17 protein-coding genes are annotated in these 15,955 nt (G+C 73.9%); 4 read left to right on the forward strand and 13 right to left on the reverse strand.

Going from position 1 to position 15,955, the window contains the following annotated elements:
* The first annotated feature begins 215 nt into the window (after positions 1 to 215).
* Positions 216 to 707 (forward strand): metallopeptidase family protein, encoded by a 492-nt coding sequence (locus ACU436_RS09635; RefSeq protein ID WP_459023743.1) that lies wholly within the window; start codon positions 216 to 218, stop codon positions 705 to 707.
* A gap of 7 nt (positions 708 to 714) precedes the next feature.
* Here ACU436_RS09635 and ACU436_RS09640 read toward each other — a convergent pair whose 3' ends face one another.
* Positions 715 to 1,026: a WhiB family transcriptional regulator gene (locus ACU436_RS09640; RefSeq protein WP_459024314.1), complete on the reverse strand. Its 312-nt coding sequence runs from the start codon at positions 1,024 to 1,026 to the stop codon at positions 715 to 717.
* 187 nt (positions 1,027 to 1,213) lie between these two features.
* Between ACU436_RS09640 and ACU436_RS09645 the strand changes: the two genes are divergently transcribed.
* Positions 1,214 to 1,987, forward strand: a complete 774-nt coding sequence (locus ACU436_RS09645) for a site-2 protease family protein (RefSeq protein WP_459023744.1) — start codon at positions 1,214 to 1,216, stop codon at positions 1,985 to 1,987.
* A gap of 14 nt (positions 1,988 to 2,001) precedes the next feature.
* On the opposite strand, the gene ACU436_RS09650 is transcribed toward ACU436_RS09645, so the two are convergent.
* The 9 genes from ACU436_RS09650 to ACU436_RS09690 form a co-directional block, all read right to left on the reverse strand.
* Positions 2,002 to 2,544, reverse strand: coding sequence for an NUDIX hydrolase (locus tag ACU436_RS09650; RefSeq protein ID WP_459023746.1), 543 nt, complete (start codon positions 2,542 to 2,544; stop codon positions 2,002 to 2,004).
* Positions 2,538 to 3,716, reverse strand: a complete 1,179-nt coding sequence (locus ACU436_RS09655) for a coenzyme F420-0:L-glutamate ligase (RefSeq protein WP_459023749.1) — start codon at positions 3,714 to 3,716, stop codon at positions 2,538 to 2,540. The genes ACU436_RS09650 and ACU436_RS09655 overlap by 7 nt, the downstream gene beginning before the upstream one ends.
* Positions 3,709 to 4,701 (reverse strand): 2-phospho-L-lactate transferase, encoded by a 993-nt coding sequence (gene cofD, locus ACU436_RS09660; protein WP_459023751.1) that lies wholly within the window; start codon positions 4,699 to 4,701, stop codon positions 3,709 to 3,711. Before cofD ends, ACU436_RS09655 begins: the two co-directional genes overlap by 8 nt.
* A 38-nt stretch (positions 4,702 to 4,739) precedes the next feature.
* Positions 4,740 to 5,600 (reverse strand): polysaccharide deacetylase family protein, encoded by an 861-nt coding sequence (locus ACU436_RS09665; protein WP_459023753.1) that lies wholly within the window; start codon positions 5,598 to 5,600, stop codon positions 4,740 to 4,742.
* A gap of 82 nt (positions 5,601 to 5,682) precedes the next feature.
* On the reverse strand, positions 5,683 to 6,594 hold the full coding sequence (locus ACU436_RS09670; protein ID WP_459023754.1) for a DNA-3-methyladenine glycosylase family protein: 912 nt from the start codon (positions 6,592 to 6,594) through the stop codon (positions 5,683 to 5,685).
* Positions 6,595 to 6,596: 2 nt separating this feature from the next.
* Positions 6,597 to 7,667, reverse strand: a complete 1,071-nt coding sequence (gene manB, locus ACU436_RS09675; protein WP_459024316.1) for a mannose-1-phosphate guanylyltransferase — start codon at positions 7,665 to 7,667, stop codon at positions 6,597 to 6,599.
* Positions 7,668 to 7,681: 14 nt separating this feature from the next.
* Positions 7,682 to 8,410 (reverse strand): glycosyltransferase family protein, encoded by a 729-nt coding sequence (locus ACU436_RS09680; RefSeq protein WP_459023755.1) that lies wholly within the window; start codon positions 8,408 to 8,410, stop codon positions 7,682 to 7,684.
* Between the two features lie 70 nt (positions 8,411 to 8,480).
* Positions 8,481 to 9,329, reverse strand: a complete 849-nt coding sequence (locus ACU436_RS09685) for a tetratricopeptide repeat protein (RefSeq protein ID WP_459023757.1) — start codon at positions 9,327 to 9,329, stop codon at positions 8,481 to 8,483.
* 50 nt (positions 9,330 to 9,379) lie between these two features.
* The gene (locus ACU436_RS09690) at positions 9,380 to 10,207 is read right to left on the reverse strand and encodes a glycosyltransferase (RefSeq protein WP_459023758.1); all 828 of its coding nucleotides are present in this window, start codon (positions 10,205 to 10,207) and stop codon (positions 9,380 to 9,382) included.
* A 162-nt stretch (positions 10,208 to 10,369) separates the two neighbouring features.
* On the opposite strand from ACU436_RS09690, the gene ACU436_RS09695 reads away from it, so the two are divergent.
* Positions 10,370 to 11,977, forward strand: coding sequence for an LCP family protein (locus tag ACU436_RS09695; protein WP_459023759.1), 1,608 nt, complete (start codon positions 10,370 to 10,372; stop codon positions 11,975 to 11,977).
* 24 nt (positions 11,978 to 12,001) lie between these two features.
* Entirely contained in the window at positions 12,002 to 12,724 is a 723-nt protein-coding gene (locus ACU436_RS09700; RefSeq protein ID WP_459023761.1) for a TIGR03089 family protein, read from the forward strand.
* A 27-nt stretch (positions 12,725 to 12,751) separates the two neighbouring features.
* Here the strand turns inward: ACU436_RS09700 and ACU436_RS09705 are convergent, their stop codons facing one another.
* The 3 genes from ACU436_RS09705 to ACU436_RS09715 all read right to left on the reverse strand — a co-directional run bounded on the left by ACU436_RS09705 (position 12,752) and on the right by ACU436_RS09715 (position 15,922).
* Entirely contained in the window at positions 12,752 to 13,819 is a 1,068-nt protein-coding gene (locus ACU436_RS09705) for an acyltransferase family protein (protein WP_459023763.1), read from the reverse strand.
* A gap of 205 nt (positions 13,820 to 14,024) precedes the next feature.
* The gene (locus tag ACU436_RS09710; protein WP_459023765.1) at positions 14,025 to 14,771 is read right to left on the reverse strand and encodes a class I SAM-dependent methyltransferase; all 747 of its coding nucleotides are present in this window, start codon (positions 14,769 to 14,771) and stop codon (positions 14,025 to 14,027) included.
* On the reverse strand, positions 14,768 to 15,922 hold the full coding sequence (locus ACU436_RS09715; RefSeq protein WP_459023767.1) for an acyl-CoA dehydrogenase family protein: 1,155 nt from the start codon (positions 15,920 to 15,922) through the stop codon (positions 14,768 to 14,770). Before ACU436_RS09715 ends, ACU436_RS09710 begins: the two co-directional genes overlap by 4 nt.
* Between the last annotated feature and the right edge of the window lie 33 nt (positions 15,923 to 15,955).

Here is a 15,955-nt window from a genome sequence, read left to right on the forward strand (position 1 = left end):
CCGTCCGCGAGTAGCTCCCCCGACCCGCCGAGCGGTACGGCCATCCCGGGGAGTCCCACGTCCGTTCGGGCGAGCCTTCCGCACGGCCGGCCGAGTGTCGCGCACGTGACAGGAGGGTCCTGCATCCGACGACGGTCGCCGGGCCGGGTGGTGTCGCCGCCCGCCGCGGTGTCGCGGAGTGGGGCGGGCGCGCCCGGGGCCGTAGCATTCACGGGGTGACGACCGCGCGCCGCACACTGCGTCGCTCTCCCCGGAGGCGGGACCGCCGGGGCCGTGGCCTGCGCGGGCTGATGTACCCCGCCACCACGCCGGCCTCGCGCACCCGCGCCGAGAAGTTCGATGCGATGGTCCTGGAAGCGCTCGAGCCGATCGAGCTGCGCTGGGGATCCGAGCTCTCCGAGCTCGACCTCGCCGTCGACGAGGTCCCGGAGGTCGAGCAGACGTCCCCGGACGACGTGGTGTGGGGCCAGGGGGTGCTCGCCGACGTCGGTGTGCCGCTCGCGCAGCTCGTGCCCGCGGGCGTCGACCCGGAGGGCCTGCCGTCGCGGGCCCGCATCGTGATCTACCGCAGGCCGCTGGAAGCGCGCGCCCGTGACGGCGCCGACCTGGCCGACCTGCTGCACGAGGTGCTCGTCGAGCAGGTGGCCGAGTACCTCAACATCGAGCCGGACGCCGTCGACGGCGGTGGCGACGGCGACGAGGGCTAGCGGTCCGTCACGAGGCGGCGCGGCGCAGCCTGCGCCGCTCCCGCTCGGACAGCCCACCCCAGATCCCGAAGCGCTCGTCGTGCGCCAAGGCGTACTCGAGGCACTCCGCGCGCACCTCGCAGCCCGAGCAGATGCGCTTGGCCTCCCGCGTGGAGCCGCCCTTCTCGGGGAAGAACGCCTCCGGGTCGGTCTGCGCACACAGCGCCCGCTCCTGCCAGTCCTGCTCCTCGCCGTCCTCCTCGGCGAGAGAACCGATGGCTTCGCCGAACTGATCGGTGGCCGGATCCGGCACTCCCGCTGAGGTTTCGACCAGCCCCATCGTGGCTGTGATCACGTTCACAATTGCCCACCTCCCCGCGCGCCCCCGGCGTGGCTGCCACCAACCCTACGGGCTGGGAATGACAGCGATGTAAGTACAACGCTGTCGGTTCGCGGTTGGCAAGCTGAAGCTGCCGACCGGGTGATGCAGTCCACCCGGTCGGTCGCTCGTTCAGCACAATGATCCGGTGCGTGTCGAGTCTCATCGGGTCAGCCCCTGGTTCCTGCTGCTCGTGGCGATCACCGTAGCGGGAGCCCTACTCACCGTGATCGGTACACCGACCACGGCCACCGACGGCACCCCCGTGCTGCTCACCACGGGGATCGTGCTGCTGGTGCTCGGCGGGTGGGCGGTGTCGCTGTGCCTGCACGAGTTCGGGCACGCCGCGGTCGCCTACCGCGCCGGCGACCGCTCGGTGCGCGCCAAGGGCTACCTGACGCTCGACATCCGCCGCTACGCCGATCTCGGGCTGTCGCTGGTGCTGCCGATCCTGATCCTCCTCATCGGCGGGATCCCGCTCCCCGGTGGCGCGGTGTGGATCGAGCACGCCGCGATCCGCTCCCGGGCCGCGCGGAGCCTCGTGTCGCTCGCGGGCCCCGCCACCAACCTGGTGCTCGGCGGGCTGCTCACCGCGGCCGTCGCACTGGTGGAGATGCCGATCGGGCTCGCGGTCGGGCTGTCGTGCCTCGCGTTCATCCAGGTGATCGCGTTCGTCCTCAACATCCTCCCGATCCCCGGCCTCGACGGGTTCGGCGTGATCGAACCGTTCCTCTCCATGAACGCGCGCCGGATGGCGGCCCGGGTGCGGCCGTGGGCACCCCTCGTCCTGTTCCTGCTGATCATCGGCGTGCCGGGCGTCAGCTCGGTGTTCTTCCAGATCGGCGGCACGGTGTTCGCGGCGGTCGGCGGCGACGCCACCCTCGCGTTCGCCGGCTACGGCGAGCTCCTCTTCTGGCGCTGACTCGCGAGCCGGGGTCAGTCGAGGCGGCGGCGGGCGGCGGCGACCATCGCCGGGACGGTGTCGGTGTCGTAGGGCAGGGCGTCCAGCGGCCACCAGCGCAGATCGTCGGACTCGTCGCTGATCCGCGGCACGGCACCGGCGGGCGCCCGCACGAGGAACCGGACGTCGAGGTGGCGCGTCGGGAGCCCGAGCGAGCAGGTGATCGAGTGGACGTCGACGTGCAGCGGCTCCGGGTCGATCACGAGTCCGGCCATGCCCGACTCCTCGGTGGCCTCGCGCAGGGCAGCATCGGCGAGCGACGGGTCGCCCGGCTCGCAGTGCCCGCCCAGCTGCAGCCAGCGCCCCACCCGCGGGTGCAGCGTGAGCAGCGTGTGCTCCGCGGCGGCGTCCACCACGAGCGCGGACGCCGTCAGGTGGCCGGGCACGCAGGAACGCGAGCACGCGTCCTCCGGGCGGGCGTCGAGGAACGCGAGCAGCGCGTGCCGCAGTCCCTGCTGGCCCGCGTCTGGCGGGTCCCAGGCGCGCAGCTCCGCGGCGGCGGCTGCGGGCGCTACCACTCGACGAGCCCGGTGGCCGGGTCGGCCGGCGGGCGCGGCTGCAGCGGCTCCACCGGCACCCCGAGGGCGACGACCCCGAGCGGCCGCCGGCCGGTCGGGACGTCCAGGTCGGCAGCATCGCCGGTCGCCGTCCAGTGCGCCCCGAGCCCCTCGGCCGCCAACGCCGCGAGGAACGCCCGCACGGCCGCGGCCTCGCCCGGCGAACCGTCGCCGAGGACCACCACCAGCTCGGGCGCCCCGTCCTCGGCGCCGACCGCTTCGAGGAACGCGGCCCGCCGCACCGGGTCGCGCAACCAGCCGAACCGGACCGGCGCCGCGGACGCGGCGAGCGCGGCCCCCACCGCGCGCCGCACGGCCGCCTCGTCCACCGGCTCGTCGCGGAAGTCGCGGACGTCGCGGGGCAGCAGGAGTGCCTCGCGCCGCCCCTGGGCGATCGCCTCCTCGGTGCCGAGCGAGAACAGGTCCTCCTCGACGGGGCGGACGAGGTCGCGCGCCGTGGAGCCGTCGTCCACCGGGTGCAGGCCGCGGACCACCGCCACCGGGAGCCCGCCGAGCTTCCCCTTGACCAGGTCGGCGGCCGCCGCCAGCTCGTCGGCCAGCGCCACCTCCGTGACCAGCAGCTCGTTGCCCTCGGTGTCGTGCTCGCCCTCGTAGCCGTGCAGGACGGGCACCCCGGCCGAGCCGATCGCCACGTCGGTCTGCCCCACCCGCCAGGTGCGGCCCATCGTGTCGGTGACGACCACGGCCACCCCGACACCGAGCAACCGCCGCAGGTCGGCGCGCAGCCGGGCGGCGCTCGCGTCCGGGTCGGCCGGGAGCAGCGCGAGCTCGTCGCGCCGCACGTTGGAGCCGTCGACCCCCGCCGCGGCCTGCACGATGCCGAGCTTGCCCGCCACAATCAGCGTCCGCCCGCGCCGGGCGAGGACCCGCTCGGTCTCGGCGTCGACGAGCTCGCGGCGCAGCGCGTCGCGCGCCTCCGGGTCGGTGGGCGCCTTGACGAGCCTGCCCTCCGTCTTGGAGAAGACCTTCGAGGTGACGACCACGACGTCGCCGTCCTCGAGCCACGGAGCCGCCGCGGCCAGGGCGCCCGCGAGATCGTCGCCCGGGCGGAAGTCGGGGAGCCCGCGGACCGGCAGGACGGAAAGGCCCTCGGGAGCGGCGTGATCACGCAACGGTGGTACCCGCCAGCTCCAGGGCGCGCCGCGCCATCTCGGCGGTGGCATCGACGTCCGTCATCAGCAGCGGCACGGACCGCACGTCGACCCCCGGCACGTCGGCGACGTCGCTGCTGTGCACGAGCCAGCCGTCGAGCACACCCCCCTCGGCGCGGGCCCCGAGGTGCCGCCCGACGGCCTCCGCCGTGGTCTCCACGCCGATGGCGGTGAGGCAGGCGTCGGCCATCCCGCGCACAGGCTTGCCGCCGACGATCGGTGCGAGCCCCACGACCTTCGCCCCGGTCTCGCGCAGCGCGTCACGCACGCCGGGGACCGCGAGGATCGTCCCGATGCTCACCACCGGGTTGGACGGCGCGAGCAGCACGGCGTCGGCGTCCCGGATCGCGTCGCGGGCGGCCGGCAGCACGCTCGCCTCCTCCGCACCGACCGAGACGATCTGGTGGGCCGCCGGCTCGGCGTGGTACCGGACCCACCACTCCTGGAAGTGGATCGCCTTGCGCGCCTGCGGGCCGGTGTCCGGGTCGTCCACGACGACGTGCGTCTCCACGCGGTCGTCGGTGGCCGGGAGCAGCCGCACGCCCGGGCGCCAGCGCTCGCACAGCGCGGTGGTGACGTCCGAGAGCGGGTAGCCGGCGCGGAGCATCCGGCTGCGCACGAGGTGGGTGGCGAGGTCGCGGTCGCCGAGGCCGAACCAGGTCGGCTCGGCACCGTAGGCGGCGAGCTCGTCGCGCACCGTCCACGTCTCGCCGACCCGGCCCCAGCCGCGCTCGGTGTCGATGCCACCGGCCAGCGTGTACATGCAGGTGTCGAGGTCGGGACAGATCCGCACGCCGTGCATCCACACGTCGTCGCCGACGTTCACGACCGCCGTGATCTCGTGCCCCGACCCGCCCTCACCAGTGGCCGGCAGCCCCAGGGCCGCCTTCACCCCGAGCAGGAAACGGGCCCCGCCGACACCACCCACCAGCACCGTGACTCTCACGCGCGCGAGCCTACGCACGCGGGAAGAGCAAGATGCCGCTACCGCTCCGTCTCCCGCCGGTAGTGCTCGGCGATCTCGTCGCTGGTCGTCAGCCACACGTCGGGGTGCGCGGCGACGTAGGCCAGCGCCTGGTCGAGGTACTTCGTCCGGAACGGCTGGCCGGTGACGAACGGGTGCAGGGCCAGGGCCATCACCCGGCCGCTGCCGGCCGAGTCGGCGTGGAGCTGGTCCAGCTGGTCCGAGACCGCCTGCACGAAGTCCGCCCCGGACAGGCCGTGCATCGTGAACAGGGTCAGGTCGTTCAGCTCGATCGGGTACGGCACGCTCAGCATCCCGGGCACGTTCAACCGGTACGGCTGGTCGTCGTTGGTCCAGTCCAGCACGTACCCCACCCCGAGCTCGGCCAGCAGCGACGGCGTCTCGAAGGTCTCGCTCAGCGCGGGCCCGAGCCACCCGCGCGGCCGCTTCCCGGTGGCCTTCTCGATGGTCTCGACGACGTCGGCCAGGTAGGTCCGCTCGTCCGCGGCCACGTCGGACTGCAGGGTGGAGTTGTTCCGGCCGTGCGCCAGCCACGCCCAGTCCCGGGACCGGCCGGCCTCGATGATCTGCGGGTAGCGCTCGGCGACGTCGGCGTTCAGCAGCACGCTCGGGCGGATCCCGTGGCGGTCGAACACCTCGATCATCCGCCAGATGGCCACGCGCGGCCCGTAGTCGCGCCAGCCGTAGTTCAGCGGGTCGGGCACCTGGCCTGCGGTGATCGTGTTGATGCTGGTCGACGGGCGGTCGACCAGGAAGTGCTCGACGTTGAGACCCACGTAGAAGGCGACCCGGGCGCCACCCGGCCAGTGGATCGGCTCCCGCTCGACGATGGGGCTGTAGTCGAACAACCGGTTCTCCATGCGCCCACCGTGCCAGAGCGGGAAGCCCGTCGAGATCAGTCCGGGAGGGTGGACGAGCGCACCCCGCCCGCGCCCCCACGCGTCAGATCGCCCGGTAGTCCTTCGCCGAGAAGCGCGGGCCGAAGCGGGGGCGGCGGAACCCCGAGGCCTCGATGTAGCGCACCGCACGGTGCCGCTGGGGCGCGTACGGGGCGAGCTCGGCGAGCATCCCCGCGTCGTCGAGCGGGCGGCCGAGCAGCGCCCAGCCGACCACCGACGGGATGTGGAAGTCACCGACGCTCACCGCGTCCGGGTCGCCCCACACCCGCTGGGCGACCTCGGCCGCGGTCCACACCCCGATCCCCGGCACCTTCCGGAGCAGTTCCCGCCCGGGGGCGCCGCCCAGCTCGCAGGCCGCCTCCAGGCGATGGGCCACCACCGCCGAGGCGAGCACCGCCCGCCGCCGGGCGAGATCGACACCTGCCCGGTGCCACTCCCAGTCCGGGATCGCGCGCACCTGCGCGGGCGACGGCGGGACCCGCATGCCGGCCGGGGCGGGCCCGGGCGCCGGGTCGCCGAAGCGCCGGCACAGCTCCCGCCACGACCGGCGCGCCTCGGTACCGGTGACCTTCTGCTCCAGCACCGACGGCACCAGCACGTCCCACACCCGCATCGACGCGCCGAGGCGCAGCCCGGGCATCCGCTTCGCGGCGTCCGCGACCAGCGGGTGGTGGGCGACGAACTCCTCCGGCCGGTCGTCGGCGCCGAGCAGCGCGGGGATCCCGTCGAGGGTCCACGCGCCGCCGGGCCCCCATGCGTGCGCGACCACGGTGCCGTCGGGGCGCCGCTGCAGCCGCAGCGTGGCCGGCCCGTCCGGCGTGGTGCCGGTCCGCCAGATCGCCGAACCGTCGGCGCGCCACGTCGGGTCACCGCGGCCGCGGCGCAGCGGGCCGAGCACGCCGGCCACGTCCAGCCGGTACTCCGGCCGCCACTCCCGCGTGCTCGCCCCGGTCACGATCAGACGTCTGGGGAGAAGCGCAGCCCGTGCGGGGGCAGCGTGACGTCGGGCCAGATCCGCATGCCGTGCCGCAGCTCGCAGTGGGCGCCGACGACCGCCCGGTCCCCGATCACGGCGTCGTACACGGCGGCGCTCTGCTCGACGCGCGCGCCGGTCCCGACCACCGAGTTCACCACGCGGGCGTTCTCCCCGACGACGGCGCCGTCGAACAGCATCGAGCCGTCGACCCGGGCCCCCTTGCCGATCCTCACGCCGCGCCCGACGATCGTGCCGCCGAACACGCGAGCCGTGTCGTCGGCCTGCGCACCCTCCAGCAGCAGCGACTCGCCGGTCGGCCCCGGCAGCGCGGCCGAGGGCGCGACGCCGCGGACCAGGTCGGCGGAGCCCTTCACCAGGTCGAGCGGGGTGCCCAGGTCACGCCAGTAGGCGGCGTCGACGTGCCCGGAGACGCGGGCGCCGGACTCCAGCATGCCGGGGAAGGTCTCGCGCTCCACCGACACCGGCCGGCCCTCCGGGATCGACTCGATCACCTCGCGCCGGAACACGTAGCAGCCGGCGTTGATCTGGTCGGTCGGCGGGTCCTCGGTCTTCTCCAGGAACGCGGTGACGCGGCCCTCGTCGTCGGTGGGCACGCAGCCGAACGCGCGCGGGTCCTGCACGCGCACCAGGTGCAGCGTGGCGTCGGCCTTGGTGCGGCGGTGGGTGTCGACCACGGCGTTCAGGTCCGTGCCGCACAGCACGTCGCCGTTGAACACCAGGACGTCCGGTGCGGTGAGGTACTTGTGGACGTTCCGGATCCCGCCGCCGGTGCCCAGCGGCTCCGTCTCGACCACGTACTCGAGCTCGAGCCCCATCTCGGTGCCGTCGCCGAAGAACTCGGAGAAGGTCTCGGCGAGGTAGCTCGTGCCGAGCACAACCCGGCGCACGCCGGCCGCCTGGATGCGGGAGAGCAGGTGTGCCAGGAACGGCACGCCGGCCGTCGGCAGCATGGGCTTGGGCGCCGACAGCGTGAGCGGCCGGAGCCGCGTTCCCTTGCCGCCGACCAGCACCACGGCCTCGACGTCGTCCAGCACGCGCTCTCCTCCTACGGTTCGGGGTCAGGTACGCGGCGCGCGAGCGCCGCCAGCGCCCGCGCCGGTCCACGAGCGCGGTCGCGCACGAACCGGTGCAGCCCGGCCGCGTGCGGCTCCAGGATGCCGTGCCCGTCCACGAACGAGTCACGGGGTTCGGCATCCGCCGCGATCTCCGGGACCGAGACGACGAGCCACCCCGCCCGGCCCAGCCGGTCGCCCAGGTCGACGTCGCCGATCCCGCCCGGTCCGCCCAGGTAGCGGCCGTCGAACCCGTCGACGGAGTCCCACGCGGCCCGCCGGACGAGCGCGCCCGCCGTGGACACCCAGCCGGTCGGTCCGGTGCAGGCGCCGCCCGCGATCCGGCCCCGCGCGACGGCGAGCAGGCCTGGCACCGGCCCACCGCTCGCGCCCAGCAGCCCGGCCCGGGGATAGCGGGCCGCGGCGGCGAGCAACCCCTCGATCCCGCCGGGGCGCCAGCGCGGTCGCGGGTCGGCGAGCACGACCCAGCCGACGTCCGGTGCCAGCCCGGCCACCGCCCGGTTGACCGCCGCCGCCCGCCCGATGTCCTCGGCCAGGCGCACGACGTCCCCGTCCCCTGCGGTCGATGCGGTGTCGACGACCACCAGCCGGGTTCCCGCAGGTAACGAGGCCCGCAACCCGTCGACGGGCGGCCGCCCACGCCGCGTGACGGTGACGACGGCGAGCCCGTCGCCGTAGGCCCGCACGGGATCGCTCAGCACGTGCGGAACGCTATCCACGGCCGGGCCGGCTGCAGCAAAGTGGCTTTGCTGCAACGCGCCGGCCTCCGGATCAGTACTCGTCTACGTCCAACCCGTCCAGCTCGGCCAGTGCCGCGAGGGCGTCCCGGTCGCCCTCCTCTACCGCGGTCTGCAGGCAGCGACGCGCCTCGTCGAGCCTGCCGTCGTCGAGGAGGAAGCGGCCGTAGGCGAACGCCCACCCGGGCTCGGCGATCCGCTCGGCCTCCCGGAGTTCCCGCTCGGCCGCCTCCGGGGCACCGCGGCCGACCAGGAACTGCGCGTAGGCGCTGTGCGCCTGCAACGCGCCGAGCTCCGCCGCCCGGCGGTACATCACGTCGGCGTCGTCGTGGCGGCCCTCCTGCGCGCGCACGTCGGCGAGCGCGAGGATCGTGTCGGGGCGCCGTTCCGACGCGTACTGCTCCGCGGCGGCCACTGCCGCGGGCAGGTCACCCGCCTCGAGCTGCAGCGCCACGAGGTTGGCCGCGGCGAGCTGGTCGCCCTCGGCGGCCGCGTCGACGAGCAGGCGCGCGGCCTCGACCAGGCGGCCCTCGTCGCGCAGCAGGATCGCGAGGTCGTTGGCCGCCGGCACGTCGCCCGCCTCGACGGCGAGCCGCAGGGCCTCCTCGGCCCGGTCGCGCTCGTTCAGCTGCACCAGCGCCACCCCCAGCCTGCCGGCGAAGCGCACGTGTCCCTGCTCGACGAGCGGCCCGAGCCAGTCGACGACCGCGCGGAAGCTCCCGCTGTCGAAGTACGCCCGCACCAGCAGGTCGGGCGCCGAGGGTTCCCCGCCCGCGATCGCCTGCCGCAGCGCGTCGATCGCCTCGAGCGGGCGGCCTTCGGCGAGCAGGGCGGCCCCCTGCACGGTGAGGTCTTCCGGGGCCGGTCCGGGTTGCTGGTTCATCGCACCCCCTCGTTCGGGTGGCGCGATGCTGCCACCCGAACGGGGAGAGCTCACCGGCGGTAAGGCGCTATCACCTTTCGGTAGGCCGAACGGCGGAACGACTCGGGCACCAATCGGTAGCCACCGCGTACGACGAGGTTGCGCGCGCACTGGGCGGGCGTGGTGAACCCGAGGGCACGGAACCGGCGCTGGAGTGCGATCTCGGCACGCAGCAGATCGCGCCCGCCGCGGCGGGCGTACGCCCCCGCGCCCACCCGGTACCTCACGAGCGGCTCGGCGACGTTGGCCACCCGCGCGTCGGCGAGGATCAGCTTCGCCCAGAGCAGGTAGTCCTCCATCTTCGCGAAGTCGGTGTAGCCACCCACGCCGGTGACGAGCGGCCGCCGGTACACGACCGTCGGATGGTTGAACGGGGTCGCGAACCGGGCCCGGCGCCGGATCTCGTCCGGATCGGTCGGAACCGCCCGCGTGGCGACGATCTCGTCCGGGTCGTCGGCGAATTCCACCAGGCCGGAGCCCACGATGTCGGCCCCGGACTCCATGATCGGCAGCTGCACGGCGAACCGGTGGGGCAGGGAGATGTCGTCGGCGTCCATGCGGGCGACCACGTCGTACTTGCACGCCGCGAGCCCGGCGTCGAGCGCCGGGCCGAGCCCGACGTTGCGCTCGAGCTCCACGACGTCCACCGGCACCGGGCTGCCGTCCGCGAGCTCCGTGATCGTCCCGGCGAGCGGCTCGGGCACCGGCCCGTCACGGACGATGACGACCTGGTCGGGACGGCGGGTCTGCGCGTCCACCGACGACCGGAACGCGTCGGTGAGGAAGTCGGGCCGGTCACCTGCCCAGACGGGCAGCAGAAGCGACAGCTGCTCGGACAACGAGAGCTCCCTCCGCTCCGGCCACGTACACCGGAGTAACGGTGCGTAACTGGCGGTGCCGCGGCGGCGGTCACCCGCGACACGCCCCTCGGCGGTGTGGACGAGCGCGCCCCGTGTTGCACCCTAGGAGACACGGCGATCAGGACGAGCGGAGGTGCACCGATGAACGGACGGAGCACCGGTCGCTCGACGCTCACGCGCCCGGCGGCCGGCTGGGACCGCGCGCCGGCCGTTCCGCCGCGCCGACGTCCGGACGTCCCGCATCCGCCGCGCACCCGGTCGTGGCCGGAGCGCCCCGCGCGGACGAAGCGCGGCGTCCGGCGCCGCATCCGGACCGTCCTCGTGGTCGCGTCGGCTCTGGTCATGGTGCTCACCGGTACGGCGTGGGGCCTGTACCGCGACGTGACGGCGGGCATCACCACCACCGATGTCATCGCGGGCGGCGGGGACGGCGGCGACCTCAACATCCTGCTCGTCGGCGTGGACAGCCGCACCGACGCGCACGGCAACCCGTTGCCGCCCGAGGTGCAGCGGATGCTCTCGAGCGGCCCCGACACCGGGGTGCTGAACTCCGACACGATCATCCTGCTGCACGTGCCGGAGGGCGGCGGGTCCGCCACCGCGTTCTCCATCCCGCGCGACGCCTACGTCGACATCCCCGGCTACCGCCGCGACAAGATCAACGCCGCGTACCCGGCGACCAAGGCCCTCGCCGCCGAGCGGCTGGCGGCCGAGGGCGTGCAGGAGCCGGAGCGGGAGGCCGAGTCGGCGAAGGAAGGCCGCAGCGCCCTGATCCGCACGGTCGAGAACCTGACGGGGCAGACCGTCGACCACTACGCCGAGGTCAACCTGCTCGGCTTCTACAACCTCACCACCGCGATCGGCGGCGTGGACGTCTGCCTGCGCAAGCCCGTCGACGAACCGCTGTCCGGTGCCCACTTCACGGCGGGCCCGCAGACGATCGCCGGGACCGACGCGCTGGCGTTCGTCCGACAGCGCCACGACCTGCCCGAGGGTGACCTGTCCCGCATCCGCCGCCAGCAGGCGTTCCTCGCCGCGGTCGCGGACAAGGTCCTCGCCGGCGGCACGCTCACCGACCCGACCAGGCTCGGGGCCCTCGTCGGCGTCGCACAGCAGTCCCTCGTCGTCGACGAGGGCTGGGACCTGCTCGGGTTCGCGCGGCAGGCGGCCGATCTCGCCGCCGGGAACCTGCAGTTCGTCACGATCCCCACGAACGGCCGCGACTCCAACTCGCGCGGCGACGTCGTGATCGTCGAGCCCCGTGCCGTCGAGGAGTTCATAGATCAGCGGATCGGCGAGCAGGCCGCGGCCGTGCAGGCCGCCGCGGACGCCGCCGAGGTCGCCGACGCGGTGCCTCCGCCGCCTCCCGACCTCATCGCGTCGCGCTACGTGGTGGACGTCAGCAACGGTTCGGAACTGGGTGGGATGGCCGGCTCGGTGGCCGACCACCTGCGCGGCCTCGGCTTCGCACGCGGGATCGTGGACAACACCCACGCCACCGACACCTCGGTGGTGCGCTATGCAGGGCCGGATGCCGATGCCGCGCAGGCCGTGGCGGAGCAACTCGGCGACATCAGCACCGAAGCCGACGGATCGGTGGCCCGCGGACACCTGGACGTGGTCCTGGGTGCCGACTTCGACCCCGCGGTGGTGCCCACGCCCGCGAACGAGCCGGCTGCACCCATCACCCCGGCCACGCCGGCGCCGACCGCGCCGATCACCGCGGCGGGTGTGCCCTGCATCGACTGACGCACGCTTCATAGAGTGGCGGGCGTGACGCTCACCGCCGCCCTCCTCGGCCCGCTGCGCACGGGCACTGCCGCCGCCCGCCCGCTCATCACGTTCTACGACGACGCGACGGGCGAACGCGTGGAACTGTCCGGGACCACCACGGCGAACTGGGCCGCGAAGGCGGCCAACCTGCTCCGCGAGGAGTGCGACGTCGAGCCCGGCACGCCGGTGGCGTTGCTGCTGCCCGCGCACTGGCAGACGGCCGCCGTGCTGCTCGCGGCCTGGTGGTGCGGGGCGGTGGTCGTCGGGGAACCCGCCGAGGCCGAGTGGGTGATCTGCGACGCCGACCGCGTCGACATCGCGCTGGCGTCCGGCCCGGCGGGCGGCGTGGTGGCGCTGTCGCTCGACGCCTTCGGCAAGGGCATCAGCGGGCTGCCGCCCGGTGTGGTCGACTTCGCCACCGAGGTGCGGCGCCACGGCGACGAGTTCGTGCCGTGGGAGCAGGTCCCCGACAGCGCCCCGGCGCTCGACGGCGCCACGATCGGCGAGGTCCTCGCCGATGCCAGGGCTCGGGCGGGCGAGCTGGGCCTGTCGCGCACGGACCGGGTGCTGTCCACCCTGGACTGGAACACGGCGGACGGGCTGCGGGACGGCCTGCTCGCGGTGCTGGCCGCGGAGGCGTCGCTGGTGCAGGTCCGCAACCCCGACGATGCGGCGCTCGCCCGGCGCGCCACCACCGAACGCACGACCGTCCGGCTCGGGTAGCCGCTCACTCCGTGCGCGACCGCTCCGTCATGCCGGGACCGGCGCGGGACCGCGGTACGCCAGCCGCGACGGCAGTGCGAACAGCCCCGTCGCACCCCCTGCCACCAGCACGCGATGCGTCAGGAGCGACAGCACCGTGCACCCGACGGCCAGCACTGCGGGAAGCACGTAGGTCGCCGCGGGCGGGACGTACAAGTACTGCAACCCGACCATGGCGACGGCGATCCAGAAGATGTGGATCAGGTAGACCGGGAGGGTCTGCGCGCCGAGGACGACCAGCGGACGCCCCAGCCGGTACCGGGAGATCCAGGCGGCGAACAGCACCCCGAACGTCACCGCGAGGACGTTCAGCCCGAACGCGACGCCCGGGATCCACCGGATGCCGAGCGCGACTGCGCCCGCGGCGCTACCCACGCACGCGGCGGCGGCCACCGTCACCCGGACCGCCGTGCTCGCCCGGGCCACGCGCTCGACCAGCGCCCGGGCGTGCCAGCCGAGCAGGAAGAAGAACAGGTGCCGGGCCATGCGCTCCCACACCTCGCTCTCGACCTGCAGGACCTCCGCCCCGACGAACGCGGACAGCACGCCGGCGACACCCAGCTGGAGCCACACCGGGGCACCCTTGACCAGTTTGGCGATCACCGCGAACAGCGCGAGTGCGTAGATGAACCACATCCCCGATCCGGGGATCACGAGCGCCAGTGCCAACGCGACGACGTCCGTGTCGTCGACGTACGGGTCCACGGCCGCCACGGCGGGGATGTGGAAGAAGGCGAAGCGGATCAGGGTCCACAGCACGAAGAGGTGGAGGAGGAAGACGACCCGCTTGTGCAGCATCGTCCGCCACGACGCCGCCAGCGGCCCGGCGACGAAGAGCCCGGAGACGAGGAAGAACAGCGGCATGCGCATCGACGCGAGCGCGGTGTTGGCGACCACCACGGCGGGTGGCGCCAGCCCGGAGGTGTGGAGGAACGACACCGCGTGGTGGGCCACCACGAGCAGGATCGACAGCCCCTTCGCCGCATCGACCCATGCCAGTCGTGTGGAGTCGCGCGCCGGGGGCGAGGACAGTGGGGAGCCGTGTTGCGCCGACATCCGGGCGGAGGATTCCAGCCTTCCGCACCAGGCACAACCGGCGACGGCGTGGCGGTGCGGCCGGCGGCACCCGCGCCGTCACCATCCGCTGAACCCGCTCCGCGTCCTCACCGATCCGGGTGATCTCGACGTGGTCGTGGTCGACCGGCCGGTTCCCGGCCGCACGGTCCGCGCCTACGCAGCCATCCGTGTGTGAACTTGCCGATCATGGAGTCCCGCTGCTCACGATCAACCGGTAGCCCGCGTCGAGCCGGTCGAGGGTCGACAGCTCGCGGTGACGCTCGTGCCAGGCGCCGGAGCCGAGGTCGGCGGCGAGCGCCGCGAGGCCGTCGACGAGCGTGCCCGGGTCGGCCTGGGCCAGCATCGAGATGCCGGAGCGCACCCGGCGGTCGAGGTATGCCTCGGGGCGGCGCCAGTAGGCGGCCCCGAAGCCGTCGGTGCAGTCGTGCGGGACCGGCACCGGCTCGACCCGCGCCCCGGACAGCAGCTCCACGAGCCGACCGACGGGCACCGCGTGACCCCCGCTGACCGCGGCGGCGGCGGGGAGGTACTCCCGAACGAGCCAGAACTCGCGGAACACCGGCTGGTCCCAGGTGAGGATCACGATCCGCTTCCGGGCGACCCGGCGGAGCTCGGCGATGCCGGCTTCGACATCGGTCCAGTGGTGGACGGTCAGCACCGCGAGAGCGGCGTCGACGCTGCCGTCGCGCAGCGGCAGCTCCTCGGCGACGCCCCGCACGCAGGCGGCCGACGACGAGGGGCGCTGCTCGATCATCGTCGAGCTGGGCTCGACCGCGACGAGCGTCTCGGCCGGCTCGTACGAACCGGCGCCGGCGCCGACGTTCACGACGCTCGTCATGCCCGACAGCGCCGTCGCCACCTGGGCCGCGATCCGCGGGTCGGGTCTCCGCGTGGTCCGGTAGCCGCGGCCGATCCGGTCGTAGGTGGTCACTTGAGCAGGGCCCGCGCCATCACCATGCGCTGGATCTGGTTGGTGCCCTCGTAGATCTGGGTGATCTTGGCGTCACGCATCATGCGCTCCACCGGGAAGTCCTTGGTGTAGCCGTACCCGCCCAGTAGCTGCACGGCGTCGGTGGTGACGCTCATGGCCGTGTCGGAGGCGAAGCACTTCGCGGCGCTCGAGATGAAGCCGAGGCCCGGCTCCCCACGCTCGGCGCGCGAGGTGGCGACGTAGACGAGCTGGCGGGCCGCTTCCACCTTCATCGCCATGTCCGCGAGCATGAACTGCACGCCCTGGAACTCGCCGATGGTCCGGCCGAACTGCTTGCGTTCCTTGATGTAGGCGGTGGCCACGTCGAGCGCACCCTGGGCGATCCCGACGGCCTGCGCACCGATGGTCGGGCGGGTGTGGTCGAGCGTGGCGAGCGCCGTCCTGAACCCGGTGCCCTCGGCGCCGATGATCCTCGTCGCCGGGATGCGGCAGTCGGTGAAGTAGATCTCGCGCGTGGGCGAGCCGTTGATGCCGAGCTTCCGCTCCTTCGGCCCCACCTCGAAGCCGGGGTCGTCGCGGTGCACGACGAACGCGGAGATCCCGCCGGCCCGCTTCTCCGGGTCGGTCACGGCCATCACCGTGTACCAGGTGGACTCGCCGGCGTTGGTGATCCAGCACTTGGTGCCGTTCAACACGTAGGACTCGCCGTCGCGGCGGGCGCGGGTCCGCATCGAGGCGGCGTCCGAGCCCGCCTCGCGCTCCGACAGCGCGTAGCTGATCATCGCGTCGCCCGCCGCGATGGACGGCAGGACCTGGCGCTTCAGCTCGTCGGAAGCCGACAGCAGGATCGGCGTGAGCCCCAGCCCGTTGACGGCCGGGATCAGCGAGGACGAGGCGCAGACCCGCGCCACCTCCTCGATCACGATGCAGCCCGCCAGCTCGTCGGCGCCCTGCCCGCCGTACTCCTCGGGGATGACGACGGCCTGGAAACCCGCCTTGACCAGGGCGTTCTGGGCCTCGATCGGATAGCGGCCCTGGTCATCGACCTCCGCCGCGTACGGCGCGATCTCCTTCTCCGCGAGCGCCCGCACCGCCTGGCGCAGCGCCTCGTGCTCGTCGCTGAGCCGGTAGGTGTCGAAGTCGCGGTTCATGCCGACCAGCGTAACGGCACTGAGTGCCACTTG

It is taken from the genome of Pseudonocardia wallangbongensis (assembly GCF_054486945.1).